9 protein-coding genes are annotated in these 14,920 nt (G+C 66.3%); 7 read left to right on the top strand and 2 right to left on the bottom strand.

Annotated elements, in window-relative coordinates:
- The first annotated feature begins 23 nt into the window (after positions 1-23).
- A complete protein-coding gene (locus tag AC5P57_RS06285; protein ID WP_262235715.1) occupies positions 24-2,525 on the top strand; it encodes a heavy metal translocating P-type ATPase in 2,502 nt (833 codons plus the stop codon).
- An 11-nt stretch (positions 2,526-2,536) separates the two neighbouring features.
- Entirely contained in the window at positions 2,537-2,992 is a 456-nt protein-coding gene (cueR, locus tag AC5P57_RS06290; protein WP_099552830.1) for a Cu(I)-responsive transcriptional regulator, read from the top strand.
- Positions 2,993-3,070: 78 nt separating this feature from the next.
- Here the strand turns inward: cueR and AC5P57_RS06295 are convergent, their stop codons facing one another.
- Both AC5P57_RS06295 and AC5P57_RS06300 read right to left on the bottom strand, forming a co-directional pair.
- Positions 3,071-3,265 (bottom strand): heavy-metal-associated domain-containing protein, encoded by a 195-nt coding sequence (locus AC5P57_RS06295; RefSeq protein WP_008267227.1) that lies wholly within the window; start codon positions 3,263-3,265, stop codon positions 3,071-3,073.
- Between the two features lie 200 nt (positions 3,266-3,465).
- Positions 3,466-6,540, bottom strand: a complete 3,075-nt coding sequence (locus AC5P57_RS06300) for a TonB-dependent receptor (RefSeq protein WP_262235719.1) — start codon at positions 6,538-6,540, stop codon at positions 3,466-3,468.
- Between the two features lie 1,109 nt (positions 6,541-7,649).
- Between AC5P57_RS06300 and AC5P57_RS06305 the strand changes: the two genes are divergently transcribed.
- The 5 genes from AC5P57_RS06305 to AC5P57_RS06325 all read left to right on the top strand — a co-directional run bounded on the left by AC5P57_RS06305 (position 7,650) and on the right by AC5P57_RS06325 (position 14,861).
- Complete coding sequence (locus AC5P57_RS06305; RefSeq protein ID WP_430542872.1) at positions 7,650-10,115, top strand: GH92 family glycosyl hydrolase; 2,466 nt, start codon at positions 7,650-7,652, stop codon at positions 10,113-10,115.
- A gap of 96 nt (positions 10,116-10,211) precedes the next feature.
- Positions 10,212-11,261 (top strand): LacI family DNA-binding transcriptional regulator, encoded by a 1,050-nt coding sequence (locus AC5P57_RS06310; RefSeq protein WP_087922403.1) that lies wholly within the window; start codon positions 10,212-10,214, stop codon positions 11,259-11,261.
- Positions 11,262-11,321: 60 nt separating this feature from the next.
- On the top strand, positions 11,322-12,635 hold the full coding sequence (gene fucP / locus AC5P57_RS06315; protein ID WP_099555230.1) for an L-fucose:H+ symporter permease: 1,314 nt from the start codon (positions 11,322-11,324) through the stop codon (positions 12,633-12,635).
- A gap of 7 nt (positions 12,636-12,642) precedes the next feature.
- A complete protein-coding gene (locus tag AC5P57_RS06320) occupies positions 12,643-13,638 on the top strand; it encodes a carbohydrate kinase family protein (protein ID WP_262235723.1) in 996 nt (331 codons plus the stop codon).
- Entirely contained in the window at positions 13,635-14,861 is a 1,227-nt protein-coding gene (locus AC5P57_RS06325) for an AGE family epimerase/isomerase (RefSeq protein WP_495219509.1), read from the top strand. Before AC5P57_RS06320 ends, AC5P57_RS06325 begins: the two co-directional genes overlap by 4 nt.
- The last annotated feature ends 59 nt before the right edge of the window (positions 14,862-14,920 follow it).

A 14,920-nucleotide genomic window follows, 5' to 3' on the forward strand; every position in this document is an offset into this window, starting at 1 on the left:
GAAGGAACCCCGGGAATCCGATCATGAGCACGCCTCGCGCCACTGCAGTCCCCGCCAGCCCCTCCACGATCAGCCTGCCCATCGAGGGCATGACCTGCGCCAGCTGTGTCGGCCGGGTCGAGGCGGCGCTGTCCAGGGTCGAGGGCGTCGGCAGCGTCTCTGTGAACCTGGCTACCGAGCGTGCGGACATCCGGCCCTCCGGCCCGGTTGATCGCGCGGCGCTGATCCAGGCGGTTGAACGTGTGGGCTATGACGTACCCGCCGCGACCGTTGAACTGGCGGTGGAGGGCATGACCTGCGCGTCCTGCGTTGGTCGCGTGGAGCGCGCGCTGCTGGCGGTACCCGGGGTCAGCCAGGCCAGCGTGAACCTGGCCACCGAGCGTGCCACCGTGCGCGGCGTGGCTGATACGGCCGCCCTGATGGCGGCCATCGACAAGGTCGGCTATGCCGCCCGCCCGATCGAGGCCGGTGTGCAGTCCGATGATGAAGCCGCTGAAAAGAAGGACGCCGAGCGCGCTGAACTGAAGCGCGACCTGATCGTGGCGTCCGCGCTGGCGCTGCCGGTGTTCGTGCTGGAGATGGGTTCGCACCTGATTCCCGGCATGCACGAATGGGTGATGGCCACCATCGGCATGCAGGCCAGCTGGTACCTGCAGTTCGTACTGACCTTGCTGGTGCTGGCCATTCCCGGTCGCCGTTTCTACCAGAAGGGTTTCCCGGCGCTGCTGCGGCTTGCGCCGGACATGAATTCGCTGGTGGCGGTGGGCACCGCCGCAGCGTTCGGTTACTCGGTGGTGGCGACCTTTGCACCGCGGCTGTTGCCGCCGGGCACGGTGAACGTCTACTACGAAGCGGCCGCGGTGATCGTCGCGCTGATCCTGCTCGGCCGCTTCCTCGAAGCCCGCGCCAAGGGCCGCACTTCCGAAGCGATCAAGCGCCTGGTCAACCTGCAGGCCAAGGTCGCCCATGTGATCCGTGACGGCCGCACTGTCGACATCCCGGTCAATGAAGTGCAGAGCGGCGACGTGGTGGAAGTGCGGCCGGGCGAGCGCGTGCCGGTCGATGGCGATGTGGTTGAAGGCCGCAGCTACATCGATGAATCGATGATCAGCGGCGAGCCGATTCCGGTCGAGAAGCAGCCGGGCAGTGGCGTGGTGGGCGGTACGGTCAACCAGAAGGGCGCACTGACGGTACGTGCCACGGCGGTGGGCGCGCAGACCATGCTGGCGCAGATCATCCGCATGGTCGAACAGGCGCAGGGCTCGAAGCTGCCGATCCAGGCGGTGGTCGACAAGGTCACGCTGTGGTTCGTGCCGGCGGTGATGCTGGCCGCGCTGGCGACCTTCGTGGTCTGGTTGGTCTTCGGGCCCTCGCCGGCGCTGAGCTTCGCGCTGGTCAATGCGGTGGCGGTGCTGATCATCGCCTGCCCGTGCGCGATGGGCCTGGCCACGCCGACCTCGATCATGGTCGGGACCGGTCGTGGCGCCGAACTGGGCGTGTTGTTCCGCAAGGGTGAAGCACTGCAGCTGTTGAAGGATGCGCAGGTGGTGGCAGTGGACAAGACCGGCACGCTGACCGAAGGCCGCCCGCGCTTGACCGATCTGGAGATCGCCGACGGTTTTGATCACGGCACCGTGCTGGCAGCGGTGGCGGCGGTGGAGTCGCGCTCGGAGCATCCGATTGCCCGCGCCATCGTCGACGCGGCTACCGAGCAGGGCATCGCGTTGCCGGCGATGGCCGATTTCGAATCGGTCACCGGCATGGGCGTGCGTGCCAGCGTTGATGGCGCGCGCGTGGAGGTCGGTGCCGATCGCTTCATGCGCGACCTCGGCGTGGACATCACCTTGTTTGCGACGCTGGCGGCAGAGCTGGGTACCCAGGGCAAGTCGCCGCTGTATGCCGCCATCGACGGCCACCTGGCCGCAATCATCGCGGTGTCCGATCCGATCAAGCCGAGCACGCCGGCCGCGATCGCGGCGCTGCACCAGCTTGGCCTGAAGGTGGCGATGATCACCGGCGACAATGCCGGTACCGCGCAGGCGATCGCGCGGCAACTGGGCATTGATGAGGTGGTGGCCGAGGTACTGCCGGAAGGCAAGGTTGACGCAGTGCGCCGGCTGAAGGCCGCGCATGGTCATGTTGCGTTCGTCGGCGATGGCATCAACGATGCACCGGCGTTGGCCGAGGCCGATGTCGGTCTGGCCATCGGCACCGGTACCGATATTGCGGTGGAATCGGCCGACGTGGTGCTGATGTCCGGCAACCTGCAGGGCGTGCCGAATGCCATCGCACTGTCGAAGGCGACGCTGGGCAACATCCGGCAGAACCTGTTCTGGGCCTTCGCCTACAACACCGCATTGATTCCCGTGGCGGCCGGCGTGCTGTACCCGGTCTGGGGTGTGCTGCTATCGCCGGTGTTCGCGGCCGGTGCAATGGCACTGTCCAGCGTGTTCGTACTGGGCAACGCGCTGCGCCTGCGCCGTTTCCAGCCACCGATGGCGGATGCCGCCGCAGCGACCCATTGAAGGAGATCCGTATGAACATCGGCGAAGCCGCCAAGGCCTCCAGCGTGTCGGCGAAGATGATCCGCTACTACGAACAGATCGGCCTGATTCCCGCGGCCGATCGCACCGAGTCGGGTTACCGGGCTTACTCGCAGGCGGACATCCACCGCCTGCGCTTCATCCGCCGCGCGCGCGATCTGGGCTTCCAGGTTGCCGAAATCACCGACCTGCTGGGCCTCTGGAACGACACCTCGCGGCACAGTGCCGACGTGAAGCGCCTGGCCGAACAGCACATCGTCGATCTGGAGCAGCGCATCGAGAACATGCGGCAGATGGCCGACACGCTGAAGTCGTTGATCAGTTGCTGCGCGGGCGACGATCGCCCGGAGTGCCCGATCCTGCAGCGGCTGGTCGAGGATGACGAAATACAGTCACCGGTTGATGCTCCGAAGACAGGTGCGGTGCGACGCCGCGCACACAAGCACTGAACTGCCGTCGCGCACATGAAAAAGCCCGCCCGATGCGGTTGCATCGGGCAGGCTTGGTTGTGGATGCGAGGCTGCGGATCAGGCCGTGCGCGGCGGGAAACCGGCATCGTTCACCGCGGCGAACACCTGTTCCTGCGACGCGGTGGTCTGCACCTTGACCAGGCCGGTCGGTGGGTCGGCCACCACGCTGGCGTTCGGATCGATCTGCTGGATCGCGCGGGTCACGCTGCGCGCGCAGCCGCCGCAGGTCATGCCGTCGACATGGAATTCCATCTGTAGCTCCTTGGATGCTCTTGGGATAGGGCCAGTGTGCACCTTCCAACGATGGCAGGGTCAAGCGCCGGGCTGAACGACGGACAAGGCGCGGACAAAAAACGGCAGCCACCTGTACCAGCGCGGCTGCCGTGGAGGATCGTCCCGCCGGAGCGGAGCGCGGGTTGCACCGGGGCGGGCCCGGGCAACCCGATGCGGGCTTAGAACTTCCAGTTCACGCCGAAATACAGCTGGCGGCCGGCGTACAGGTTGGACAGCAGGCGGGCCTGGCTGTCGTTGCCGATGTAGCTGCGCAGCTCGGACTTGGTGGCGTTCAGCACGGCAGCCGTCACCGTCCAGTCCGGGGTGAGGTTGTAGGCCACGTTCAGGTCAAGCTGGCTGTACGGCTTGGTGTAGGTGGTCATGCCATTGTTCAGGCCGCCGACCACTTCGCCACGCCGGTTGTACGAAGCACGTGCCAGGAACTTGTCGTTCTCGTAGAACACGGTCACGTTGGCCTGGTTCTTGGCACTGCCGACCAGAGGCGATGAGCCGATTTCCTCGCCGTCCAGCACGATCGAGGCCAGGTTGGTGTCGTTGTAGGTGTAGTTGGCCTGCACACCCAGACCGAAGTCGAACGTGTACTGGCCATACAGTTCCACGCCCTGCGACACGCCATCGCGGCCGTTGGCCTGGGTCTCGTACTTCTGCACGGTCACCGACTGCCCACCGACATTCATCTGCTGGTCGCGCACCACCGGCACGGTGAAGTTGTCCACGTTCTTGCGGAACAGCGAAACACCTGCGACCGCGCCCGGCTTGAAGTACCACTCCAGGCCAAGGTCGAACTGGACCGCCTTGAACGGCTCCAACGCCTTGTTGCTGCCCGAGCCGTACCAGCCGGGCGTGTCGGTGCCGCCGGTGACACGACGATCGTTGGCGTACTCCTCGCTGATGTAACGCAGGCCGCCGGGGTAGGCGATGCTGGTGTAGCTCGGGCGCGCGACCACCTTCGATGCCGCGCCGCGCAGCACCAGGTTGTCGGTGATGTCCCAGGCGATGTTGAAGCTGGGCAGCACGTCGGTATAGGTCTTTTCCAGCGACGACAGCGCGTACACCTTGTCGCGCACCTGGGGGTCAGGGAGGCGGACGAAGCCACCCTGGCAGCGCAGGTTCGGATCGGCGGCCGGATCATCGCAGCTCATCGGTGCGCCGCTGGCGTTGTCGACGAAGTAATCGTTGAAGCGCTCTACCGAATCGCTGGACTGGGCGAACTGCTTGGTGCGCACCACGCGCACGCCGATGTTGCCGCGGACGCGCTCGGTGCGGAAGTTGGCCTGGAAGTATCCGGAGTAGATCTTTTCGTTGACGTCGTAGACGAAGTCTTCCTCTGTACGGTTGTGCGAGCCGCCGTAGGTCTTGTTCAGGTAATCGATGTAGGCCGGGTAGTTGATGCCCGGGAACACGTTGGCGTTGAACGCGCCGGTGATGTTGCTGATCGGGTTGGACAGGAAGAAGCCCGGCTGCGCATCGCCTGCGGTCGGGTCGCAACCGGCCTGGTAGCGATTGTTGTCATAGTCTGACGGGTCCAGGCCCGGGCATACCCAATAGGTGTTGCCGGTATTGCGGTGGACCTTGCCATCGCGGTACTTGGCACCGAACTGGATCGAGTCCAGCCAGCCGGCCTCGAACAGTTTGGTGACGTCTGCCTGGAAGTAGTTCTGCTTGACCTCCGTCTGCATCCACGACGAGTCGGTCGAGCCGGTATCGACTTCCGCGACGCCAGCCATCAACTGCTGCTGCAGGTCCGGCGAGAACTGCACCGACGGCGTGCCGGTCAGGTCCCACGCGGTGTACTGGTTGCCGGACTGCCACTGGTTGCCGACCTTGCGGCGCGGCTTGGCCGACATGCGGAAGTTCATCGACGGGCCACCTTCGGACCAGGTGCGGCCACCGGTGAACGAGGCCTTCCACAGCGGGCTGATGTCCCAGTCGATGGTCAAGTCGGCGGTCTGCGAAAGCGCCTTCTCCTTGCTGTAGCCGCCGGTGAGCTGCGGGGTGGGGATGGTGCAGTCGTCCGGGCCCCAGCCGCCGGGCTTGAGGCCGGCGGCCGCCGCTTCTTCTTCGCTGCAGTAGTAGGTCTTTCCGGCCAGCTTCTGGTACTGCGCGCCGGTAACGATGCTGCCACTCGGGTCGAAGTCCAGGCCGTTGAGGAGGCGGCCACCGGCCCAGTTGCCGTCTTGGTTGTAACGGGCCAGGTTCCACTCCGGCACCTTCAGCATGTTCTGCGTGTAGTCGCCCTGCAGTTCGAAGCGGAAGTAGTTGGCCGTCATCGTGACGTTGTCGACCGGCTTGAACTGGAACGTCAGCTGCCCGCCCTTGCGCTCGCGCTTTTCTTCCTTCACTGCGAAGTTCACCGAGGTCGGCATGAAGAACTCGCTGTAGTTCTTGCCGGCCTGGTTGTTGAAGCCGGACTGGCCCCACCAGTAGTGAATACCATCCTGTTCCAGCAGATTGCCATTGGCATCGCGGGCCGTGGTGCCGTTGCCGTACCACTGGTAGTCCTCGGTGCTGGCTTCCATGGTGCGGGTGGTGCGGTTCTGCTGGGTCACGCCGACCAGCACGCCGAAGCGCTCATCCTTGCTGTGCCATGAGTACAGCGCCGACACCTGCGGATCGACATCGTGGCTGGTGTCGGAGGTGGTGCCCTCCAGGTTCACGTAGCCGGAGTTGGATTCCATGTCGAGCGGACGGCGGGTATGCAGGATGACCGTGCCGCCGATGCCGCCTTCGTCGATGCGTGCTTCCGGCGACTTGAACAGCTCGGCGCTGGACAGCATGTTCGACGGCAGCAGGGTGTAGTTGAAGGAACGGGTCGCTTCGTTGTTTGTCTCCGACGAGGCGACGAAGTTGCCATTCAACTGGGTCAGGGTCAGGTCCGGCGCAAGGCCGCGCACGCTGACACTCTTGCCTTCGCCACCGCTGCGGGTGATGACCACGCCGGGCACGCGCTGCAGTGCGTCGGCGACGTTCTTGTCGGGGAACTTGCCGACATCCTCGGCGGTGATCACTTCGACCACGGCGTTGGCGTCGCGCTTCTGCTCAAGGCTCTTTTCAATGGCGTAGCGGTAGCCGGTGACCTGGACGCTGTCCAGGTTGGTGGCCTCCTGCGAGCCGGTGGAAGCGGCCTGCTGCGCGGCGGCGCCGGCCGGAATGACGGCGGCGGCCAGGGCCAGCGCGATGGCCAGCGACAATGCGTCCTGGCCATGCGTACGTGTTGAATGCTTCATTCCCATCTCTCCCTCTCTCCTGGATTGATCCGGTGACGTGGCACGGACAACTTGAATCGATCTAATTTGAAGTGACATTGTCGCTATCGCCATGCAGTGGCCGTAGCACCGTGCGCGTGGCCTGGTACGTCCTGTTGCTGCTCCCCCAACTCCCGGCCATCGCAATGTCGTCTTGGATCGATCTAAGCGATGGGCGGGCGATTTTTAGCATGGGTCGCCCGCGGGCGCATGCTGCTGCGCAATATGGTACTGGCGTGGCGAAGGGATGACGGTTTGCTGAAAACAGTGGAAACGTTTTCGTGCGCAGGTGAGGGGGGGCGGCAGGGCTGCGCCCTGCACCTGCGGTAGTGCCGGCCGCTGGCCGGCAACAGCAACAGCAACAGCGGGCTTCCTGCGGGATGGTGGGGCGGTGTCGGAATGCGGGGACGCCGCAAGTACCTCCCTGTAGGCTTGGCAGCCGCATCCATGCGGCTGACACCCCGCACTCCGACACCGCCCCACCTCTGACAGATTCCCGCTGCCATGGGTGGGTGTCGACCTTGGTCGACACGGTAGATCCACGCCATGCGTGGATGCTCTTCATTCGATTCTCGAAATAGTTGATTTCGATGGAGATTCATTCACGCATGGCGTGGATCTACTGCAGGTCGCGAGAAACTGTCGAAGGCGGGGTGGGTCCGGTTGCGGGGGTGTCCGCGGTATGGGCCCGAGGCATGCCTCGGCGGGTTGGGCAGGAGGCCCAACCCCGGTCTTGCCGTGTGCGCAGGACAGCGCACGCGAGCAAGCCGCGGCCAAGCCCCCAGGGACGGGTTTACGGCGCCCCCCCGCAACCGGACCCACCCCGCCATCCCACGGACAGCCGGCTTTTGCTGTTGCCGTTGCTCCAGCTCGTAGCAGGTGCAGGGCGCAGCCCTGCCGAACACCTCCCTCATGCTGCGCCGCAGAATGCATTCGGCTGAACCTGCATGCTCTACTTGAATCGATCTAAATTCACGGTCGCACGGGTCGGGCGTCATTCCAGGGGGAGCTCTTTGCCGGTCACGGCGGCGCTCAGCGGAACGGTGCCGGACGGCCCCGTCCGTGTGCCTCCGCATCATCGACTACAGGAACCCGACATGCGTCCAGTGCCGTCCGCTCCCGCCGTCCCATTGTCCTCGCGCCCGCTGGCGCGCCTGGCCTGCCTGCTCGCCCTGTCGGCGTCGCCGATGCTGCTGCAGGCCGCGCCGGCTGCGCTGGAGCGCGAGGTCAACACCTTCATCGGCAGCAAGGACGACGGCAATACCTTCCCGGGCGCATCGGCACCGTTCGGCCTGATCCAGGTCAGCCCGATCGGCAGCCACTATTCCGGCTGGCGCTACGACGACGAGAAGATCCGGGGCTTCGGCCACTCGTTCATTTCCGGCGCGGGTTGCTGGGAGCAGGGCGGGCAGGTGTCCATCCTGCCGGTCACCGGCAGCATCGGTCCTGGCGGCGATTTCGATACCGGCAACGCCAAGCAGTTCGACCACAAGGCCTACGCATCGAACTACACCCATGACGGCGAGATCGGCCAGGCCGGCTACTACAAGGTACGGTTGACCAGCTACGGCGGCATCGACGCCGAGGCGACCGCGCGCACCCGTGCCGCGGCCGAGCGCTACACCTTCAGCCAGCGCAGCGGCGATGGCCACGTGCTGGTCAATGTCGGACAGGCCAACGAGCGCCATTCGGTGATCGGCAGCGTGGTCGACGTGGTCGGCGACCGCGTGGTCGAAGGCAAGCTGGTCACCAAGAGCTTCTGTGGCGGCCATCAGTACACCACCTGGTTCCGCATCGAGTTCGACCGTCCGTTCAAGGCCCATGGCACCTGGGGCGAGGGCGGTGGCCTGCCCGGCGCGCGCCACAGCATGGAAGGCGAGCAGAAGCCGAATGGTGCCTGGCTCAGCTTCGATCTGGCCAAGGGCCAGTCGGTGACCGCGGTCAGCGCGATCTCGCACGTGGATGCCGAAGGCGCGCGCACCAACCTGCGCGCCGAGGGCATGCAGGGTGGTTCGCTGCTCGGCTTCGACCGGATGCGCACGCTGTCCCAGCAGTCGTGGCGTGAGCAGCTGGGCCGGGTGCGCGTGCAGGGCGGCACCGCCGACGATCGCAGCGTGTTCTACAGCGCGGTCTACCACGCACTGCTGCAGCCGATGACCGGCAACGATGCCGACGGCCGCTACCGCGGCTATGACGATGGCATCCATCGTGCCGATGGCTGGACGTACTACGAGTATTTCTCGCTGTGGGATACCTACCGCGCGCAGAACCAGTGGCTGGCGCTGACCCGTCCGGATGTGGCGCGCGACATCGGCCGCACCCTGCTGGCGATCGACGAGCAGGGCGGTTGGTTGCCGCGCTGGGGCTATGCCAACTTCGAGACCAACATCATGACCGGCGATCCGGTCACCCCGTTCCTGGTCGACCTGTGGCGCTTCGGTGCGCTCAAGGGGCGCGAATCGCAGGCCTGGGATGCGCTGCGCCGCAACGCCTTCGGTACGCCGCCGTTGAACTCGCGCATGGCCGGCCGCTCCGGCAATCCGACCTATCTGGACAAGGGCTACGTGGTCTACGACCGTGCGTTCCCGTCCAAGGGCATGGACGTTGATCCGCACCATGGCGGTTCGGCCACCCTGGAATACGCGCTGGCCGACTGTGCGCTCTCGCAGATGGCCGATGGCCTCGGCCACGCGCAGGACGCGGCGACGCTCCGTGAGCGCGGCCGCAACTGGCGCAAGGTGTGGGACCCGCAGGTGCGCGACGCCGAGACCGGTTTCATCGGTTTCCCGCGCCCGCGCACCGAAGATGGCCAGTGGTACACGCCGGCCGATGGCCACTACAGCCCGCGCTCGCATCACGGTTTCCATGAAGGCACGGCGTGGCAGTACCAGTGGCTGGCGCAGCAGGACGTGCCGGGCCTGGTCGAAGCGATGGACGGCCGCGAACAGGCCGGTCGCCGACTCGACGCGTTCTTTGCGATGGACGCACTGCAGGCCGACCCGCTCAACGCCGCCCGCAAGGAGTGGGTGGTCGGGCCGTACAGCTACTACAACCAGTTCCGCTACAACCCCAACAACGAACCCGACCTGCACTCGCCGTGGCTGTACACGCTGATCGGCCAGCCGTGGAAGACCGCTGCCGTGGTGCGTGCCGCGCAGCAGCTGTTCACCAACGCCCCCAATGGCGTGACCGGCAATGACGACCTCGGCACGATGTCGGCGTGGTACCTGTTCAGTGCCATCGGCGTGTACCCGGCGGTGCCGGGCAGCGGCCAGTTCCTGCTGCACACCCCACGCTTCAGCAAGGTGGAAGTGGACATGGGCAACGGCCGCACGCTGCGCATCGATGCGCCGGGCGCCGATGGCCGCCGACTGCAGTACGTGCAGGGCGTACAGGTCGATGGCCAGGCGCATGCACCGGTGTGGCTGGACTGGAACCGCCTGCAGCAGGGCCCGCGCCTGCACTTCGCGCTCGACGAGAAGGCGCCGGAGCAGGGCTGGGGCACGGCGGTGAAGGACCTGCCGGTGTCCTGGTGCGCGGCACCGGGCAGCCAGCTGCGCTGAGCCGGACTGTGCCGTTCGCGGTGACCCAGCGAACGGCACGGCACGACACGGCCCTGATCCATTAGGCTTGAGCCTCCAGCGGAGTCCGGGAAGACGATGAACGACAACGGCAGCAGTCCCAGCAAGCGCGCCGGCAAGGCGGTGACGGTGACCGACATCGCGCGTGCCATCGGCGTGTCACGGGCAACCGTGTCGCTGGTGCTGCGTGGCAGCCCGCTGGTCAATGTCGATACCCGCGCCAAGGTCGAGGCCGAGCTGCGCCGGCAGCGCTATGTCTACAACCGCGCGGCCGCCAACCTGCGCCGTCGTACCTCGTCGAGCATCGCGCTGGTGATCAACGATCTGTCCAACCCGTTCTTCGCCGAATTCGCTTCGGGCGTGGATGAGGCGCTGGGCGGGCGTGGTTATGTGACCCTGCTCGGCAGCACCGGCGAATCGCCGGAGCGCCAGCAGGCGGTGCTGTCCACGCTGATGGAGCACACCCCGGCTGGCCTGATCCTGTCTCCGGCCGAAGGCAGCGACACCGCGCAGCTGCGCCAGGCATTGGGCGCCAATGCCAACGTGCTGCTGTTCAACCGCGAACTGGAAGGGGCCGACTGGGACTTCCTGACCCTGGACAACCAGCACGGCGCCTATCTGGCGACGCGCCACCTGATCGAGCGCGGCCATCGCCAGATCGCCTTCTTCGGCGGCCACGCCGCATCGAGCTCGTGCCACCAGCGTCGTGCCGGCTTCCAGCAGGCGCTGGCCGAAGCCGGCCTGTCGCTGCCGCCGGGCTGGATGATCGAGTCGGCGCCGAACCGGCTGGAAGCCGCTGCGCGCACCGATGAGCTGTTTGCCGATGGCCATCGCCCGAGTGCAGCGGTCTGCTACAACGACACCGTCGCGCTGGGCCTGATGCTGGGCTTGAATTCACGGGGTATCCGTCCGGGCGGTGATTTTGCAGTGACCGGCTTCGACGATATTTCCGAGGCATCGGTCGCGGTTCCGCCATTGACCACGCTCACCGCCGATCCGCGCGAGCGGGGCCGGCAGGCTGCCGCGCTGTTGCTGCAACGATTGGACGAGCCGGACGCGCCACCACGGCGCACGGTGGCGCCGGTGCAGTTGCGCATCCGCGAAAGCAGTGCCGCACGACCGAACTGATTCCTTCCACGTACCCCTTCCACGCAACAACGACCTTCCGCGCATCGAGGCGCGTACCGCATGCCGATCTCCGCAACGCCCCGTCCATCGGGTTCTTCGGGCAACGCACCCGCCGTCACCAACGGCAAGGCGCTGGCCGTGGTCACCACGATCTTCTTCATGTGGGGCTTCCTGACCTGCCTCAATGACATCCTGATCCCGCACCTGAAGGCAGTGTTCGAGCTGAACTACGCCAAGGCGATGCTGGTGCAGTTCACCTTCTTCGGCACCTATTTCCTGATGTCGCTGCCGGCCGGCCGCCTGGTGGCGGCGCTGGGCTACAAGAAGGGCATCGTGGCCGGCCTGGTGATCGCCGGTATCGGCGCACTGGGATTCTGGCCGGCGGCCGAGCTGCGCGTGTATGGCGCCTTCCTCGGCGCACTGTTCGTGCTGGCCACGGGCATCACTGTGCTGCAGGTCGCTGCCAATCCCTACGTCGCGCTGCTGGGACCGGAGCAGACCAGCTCCAGCCGCCTGACCCTGGCGCAGGCGCTGAACTCGCTGGGCACGGCCATTGCGCCGATCTTCGGCGGCATGCTGATCCTGTCCAACACGGTCAAGAGCGCCGATGAACTGAGCGCGCTGCCGGCCGCCGAGCAGCTGGCCTACCGCGCCGCTGAGGCGCAGGCCGTGCAGGGTCCGTACGTGGGCCTGGCGGTGGCGCTGGTGTTGCTGGCGCTGTTCGTTTTCCTGTTCCGCCTGCCGGCGCTGAGTGACGCCACCGAGCAGGCTGACCAGGGCCATCACCACAGCTATCTGGATGCGCTGCGCAAGCGCCACCTGCTGCTGGGTGTGCTGGGCATCTTCTTCTACGTCGGCGCCGAAGTGTCGATCGGCAGCTTCCTGGTCAACTACCTGTCGATGCCGAGCATCGGCGGCTTCAGCGAACAGGAAGCCACGCACTACGTGTCGGCCTACTGGACGATGGCGATGATCGGCCGCTTCGCGGGCTCGGCGCTGCTGGCGCGCTTCTCGCCCAGCCGCCTGCTGGCGATCTTCGCGCTGGTCAACGTGGCCCTGCTGGCCACGACCATGCTGACCTCCGGCAGCATCGCGCTGTATTCGGTGGTGGCGATCGGCCTGTTCAACTCGATCATGTTCCCGACCATCTTCGCGCTGAGCATCGAGCGCCTGGGCCCGCTGACCAACAAGGGCTCCAGCCTGCTGATCATGGCCATCGTCGGTGGCGCCGTGGTGCCGTACCTGCAGGGCGTCCTCGCCGATCACATCGGTGTGCAGGCCAGCTTCATCCTGCCGTTGCTGTGCTACGGCTACATCATTTTCTACGGACTGGTCGGCGCACGTACGCCGGCTTCCGCAACGCAGGGAGGCTGAGTCCGGAATGGGTGCCATTGTCTGCTTCGGCGAAATTTTGATCGATCTACTAGCGCAGCCGCCGGCTTCGGCCGACACCCCGCGCGCGTTCCTGCAGTACGCCGGCGGTGCGCCGGCCAACGTGGCCGTAGCCGCTGCACGGCTGGGTGCCGACACCCAGTTCGTCGGCATGCTCGGCCGCGACATGTTTGGTGACTTCCTGGCCGAGAGCCTGGTCGAGCACGGCGTGGGTACCGACTACATCGTGCGCACCGATGCGGCCAAGACCGCACTGGCCTTCGTCGCGCTGGACACCGCGGGCGAGCGCAGCTTCAGCTTCTACCGCCCGCCGGCGGCCGACCTGCTGTTCCGTGACAGCGACTTCCAGGCCGCGTGCTTCGACAGCGCGCAGTGCTTCCACGTCTGTTCCAACAGCCTGACCGAACCGGCCATCGCCGAGGCGACCTTCGCCGGCATGGACCGTGCACGTGCGGCCGGCGCGGTGGTCAGCCTGGACCTCAACCTGCGTCCTGCCCTGTGGCCGGCCAACGAGGACCCGACGCCGCGCCTGTGGCAGGCGCTGGAACGCGCCGATCTGGTCAAGCTGTCGCGCGAGGAGCTGGACTACCTGGCCGCGCCGCTGGGCGCCGATGGCGAGGCGGCGGTGCTGCGACGCCTGCTGGCCGCGCAGGCGCGCTGGGTCATCGTCACCGATGGTGCAGCGACGCTGCATTGGTACACCCGCGACAACCACGGCACGGTCACCAGCTTCCGCGTGGCCACGGTCGACACCACGGCGGCCGGTGATGCCTTCGTCGGTGGCGTGCTGGTCGGCCTGCTGGAGCGCGGCGGGGCCGGTGCAGGTTTCGCCGCGTTCTGCCAGGACCCGGAGGCGATCACCGCCACGCTGCGTTTCGGCGCCGCCGTGGGTGCGCTGGCGGTTACCCGCAAGGGCGCGTTCGCCGCGATGCCCTCGCTCGATGAAGTGCAGCAGCTGCTGCAGGCACAGGACATTACTGCATGAGCACCTCGCCCGATTTCCGTTCGCCCGCCTTCCTGCGCGCGCATATCGCCGATACGATGGCGTTCTACCATCCGCGCTGCATCGATCCGAACGGCGGCTTCTTCCACTACTTCCGTGACGACGGCAGCATCTACGATGCCAGCCACCGCCACCTGGTGAGCAGCACCCGTTTCGTCTTCAACTACGCGATGGCCTACCGCGAGTTCGGCAATGCCGAATACCGGGAGGCGGTCGAGCACGGCGTGCGCTACCTGCGCGAGGTGCACCGCAACCCGGCCACCGGCGGCTATGCCTGGACCCTGCGCGACGGCAAGGTCGAGGATGACATGAACCACTGCTACGGCGTTGCCTTCGTGCTGCTGGCCTACAGCTGCGCGCTGAAGGCCGGTGTCGAGCAGGCCCGCGGCTGGATGGACGAGACCTGGCAGCTGCTGGAAGCACGCTTCTGGGAGCCGCAGCACGGCCTGTACAAGGACGAGGCCGATGGCCAGTGGAACTTCACCGGCTATCGCGGCCAGAACGCCAACATGCACATGTGCGAGGCGATGCTGGCGGCGTTCGAGGCCAGTGGCGAGCAGCGGTATGTCGAGCGCGCGCTGCAGCTGGCCGACAACATGACCCGCCGCCAGGCCGCCAAGGCCGGAGGTCTGGTCTGGGAACACTTCGATGTGAACTGGGAGATCGACTGGGACTACAACCTGGACGACCCCAAGCACCTGTTCCGCCCGTGGGGCTTCCAGCCTGGCCACCAGACCGAGTGGGCCAAGCTGCTGCTGATCCTGGACCGCCACGTGCAGGCCGACTGGCTGGTGCCGACCGCGCAGCACCTGTTCGATGTGGCAGTGGCGCGCAGCTGGGACGAGGCGCGCGGTGGCCTGTACTACGGTTTCGCACCGGAAACGCGCCGTCAGCCGGGCATGGACGGTGCCCCGATCGGCGGCGACAGTTTCGTCTGCGACGACGACAAGTACTTCTGGGTGCAGGCCGAAACGCTGGCCACCGCCGCACTGATGGCCAAGCGCACCGGTGATGACCGCTACTGGCAGTGGTACGAGCGCATCTGGGCGTACTCGTGGGAGCATTTCGTCGACCACCAGTACGGTGCCTGGTTCCGCATCCTCGATGCCGAAAACCGCAAGTACAGCGACGAAAAGAGCCCGGCCGGCAAGGTGGATTACCACACCATGGGTGCGTGCTACGAAGTGTTGAACGTCGTGCGTTGAGGTGGGTACGCCGGGCATGGCCCGGTGCTGCCGTGAATCGGATTTGCAGGTAGCGCCGG

The sequence above is a fragment of the Stenotrophomonas sp. YJH_SMC_79 genome (assembly GCF_059367995.1).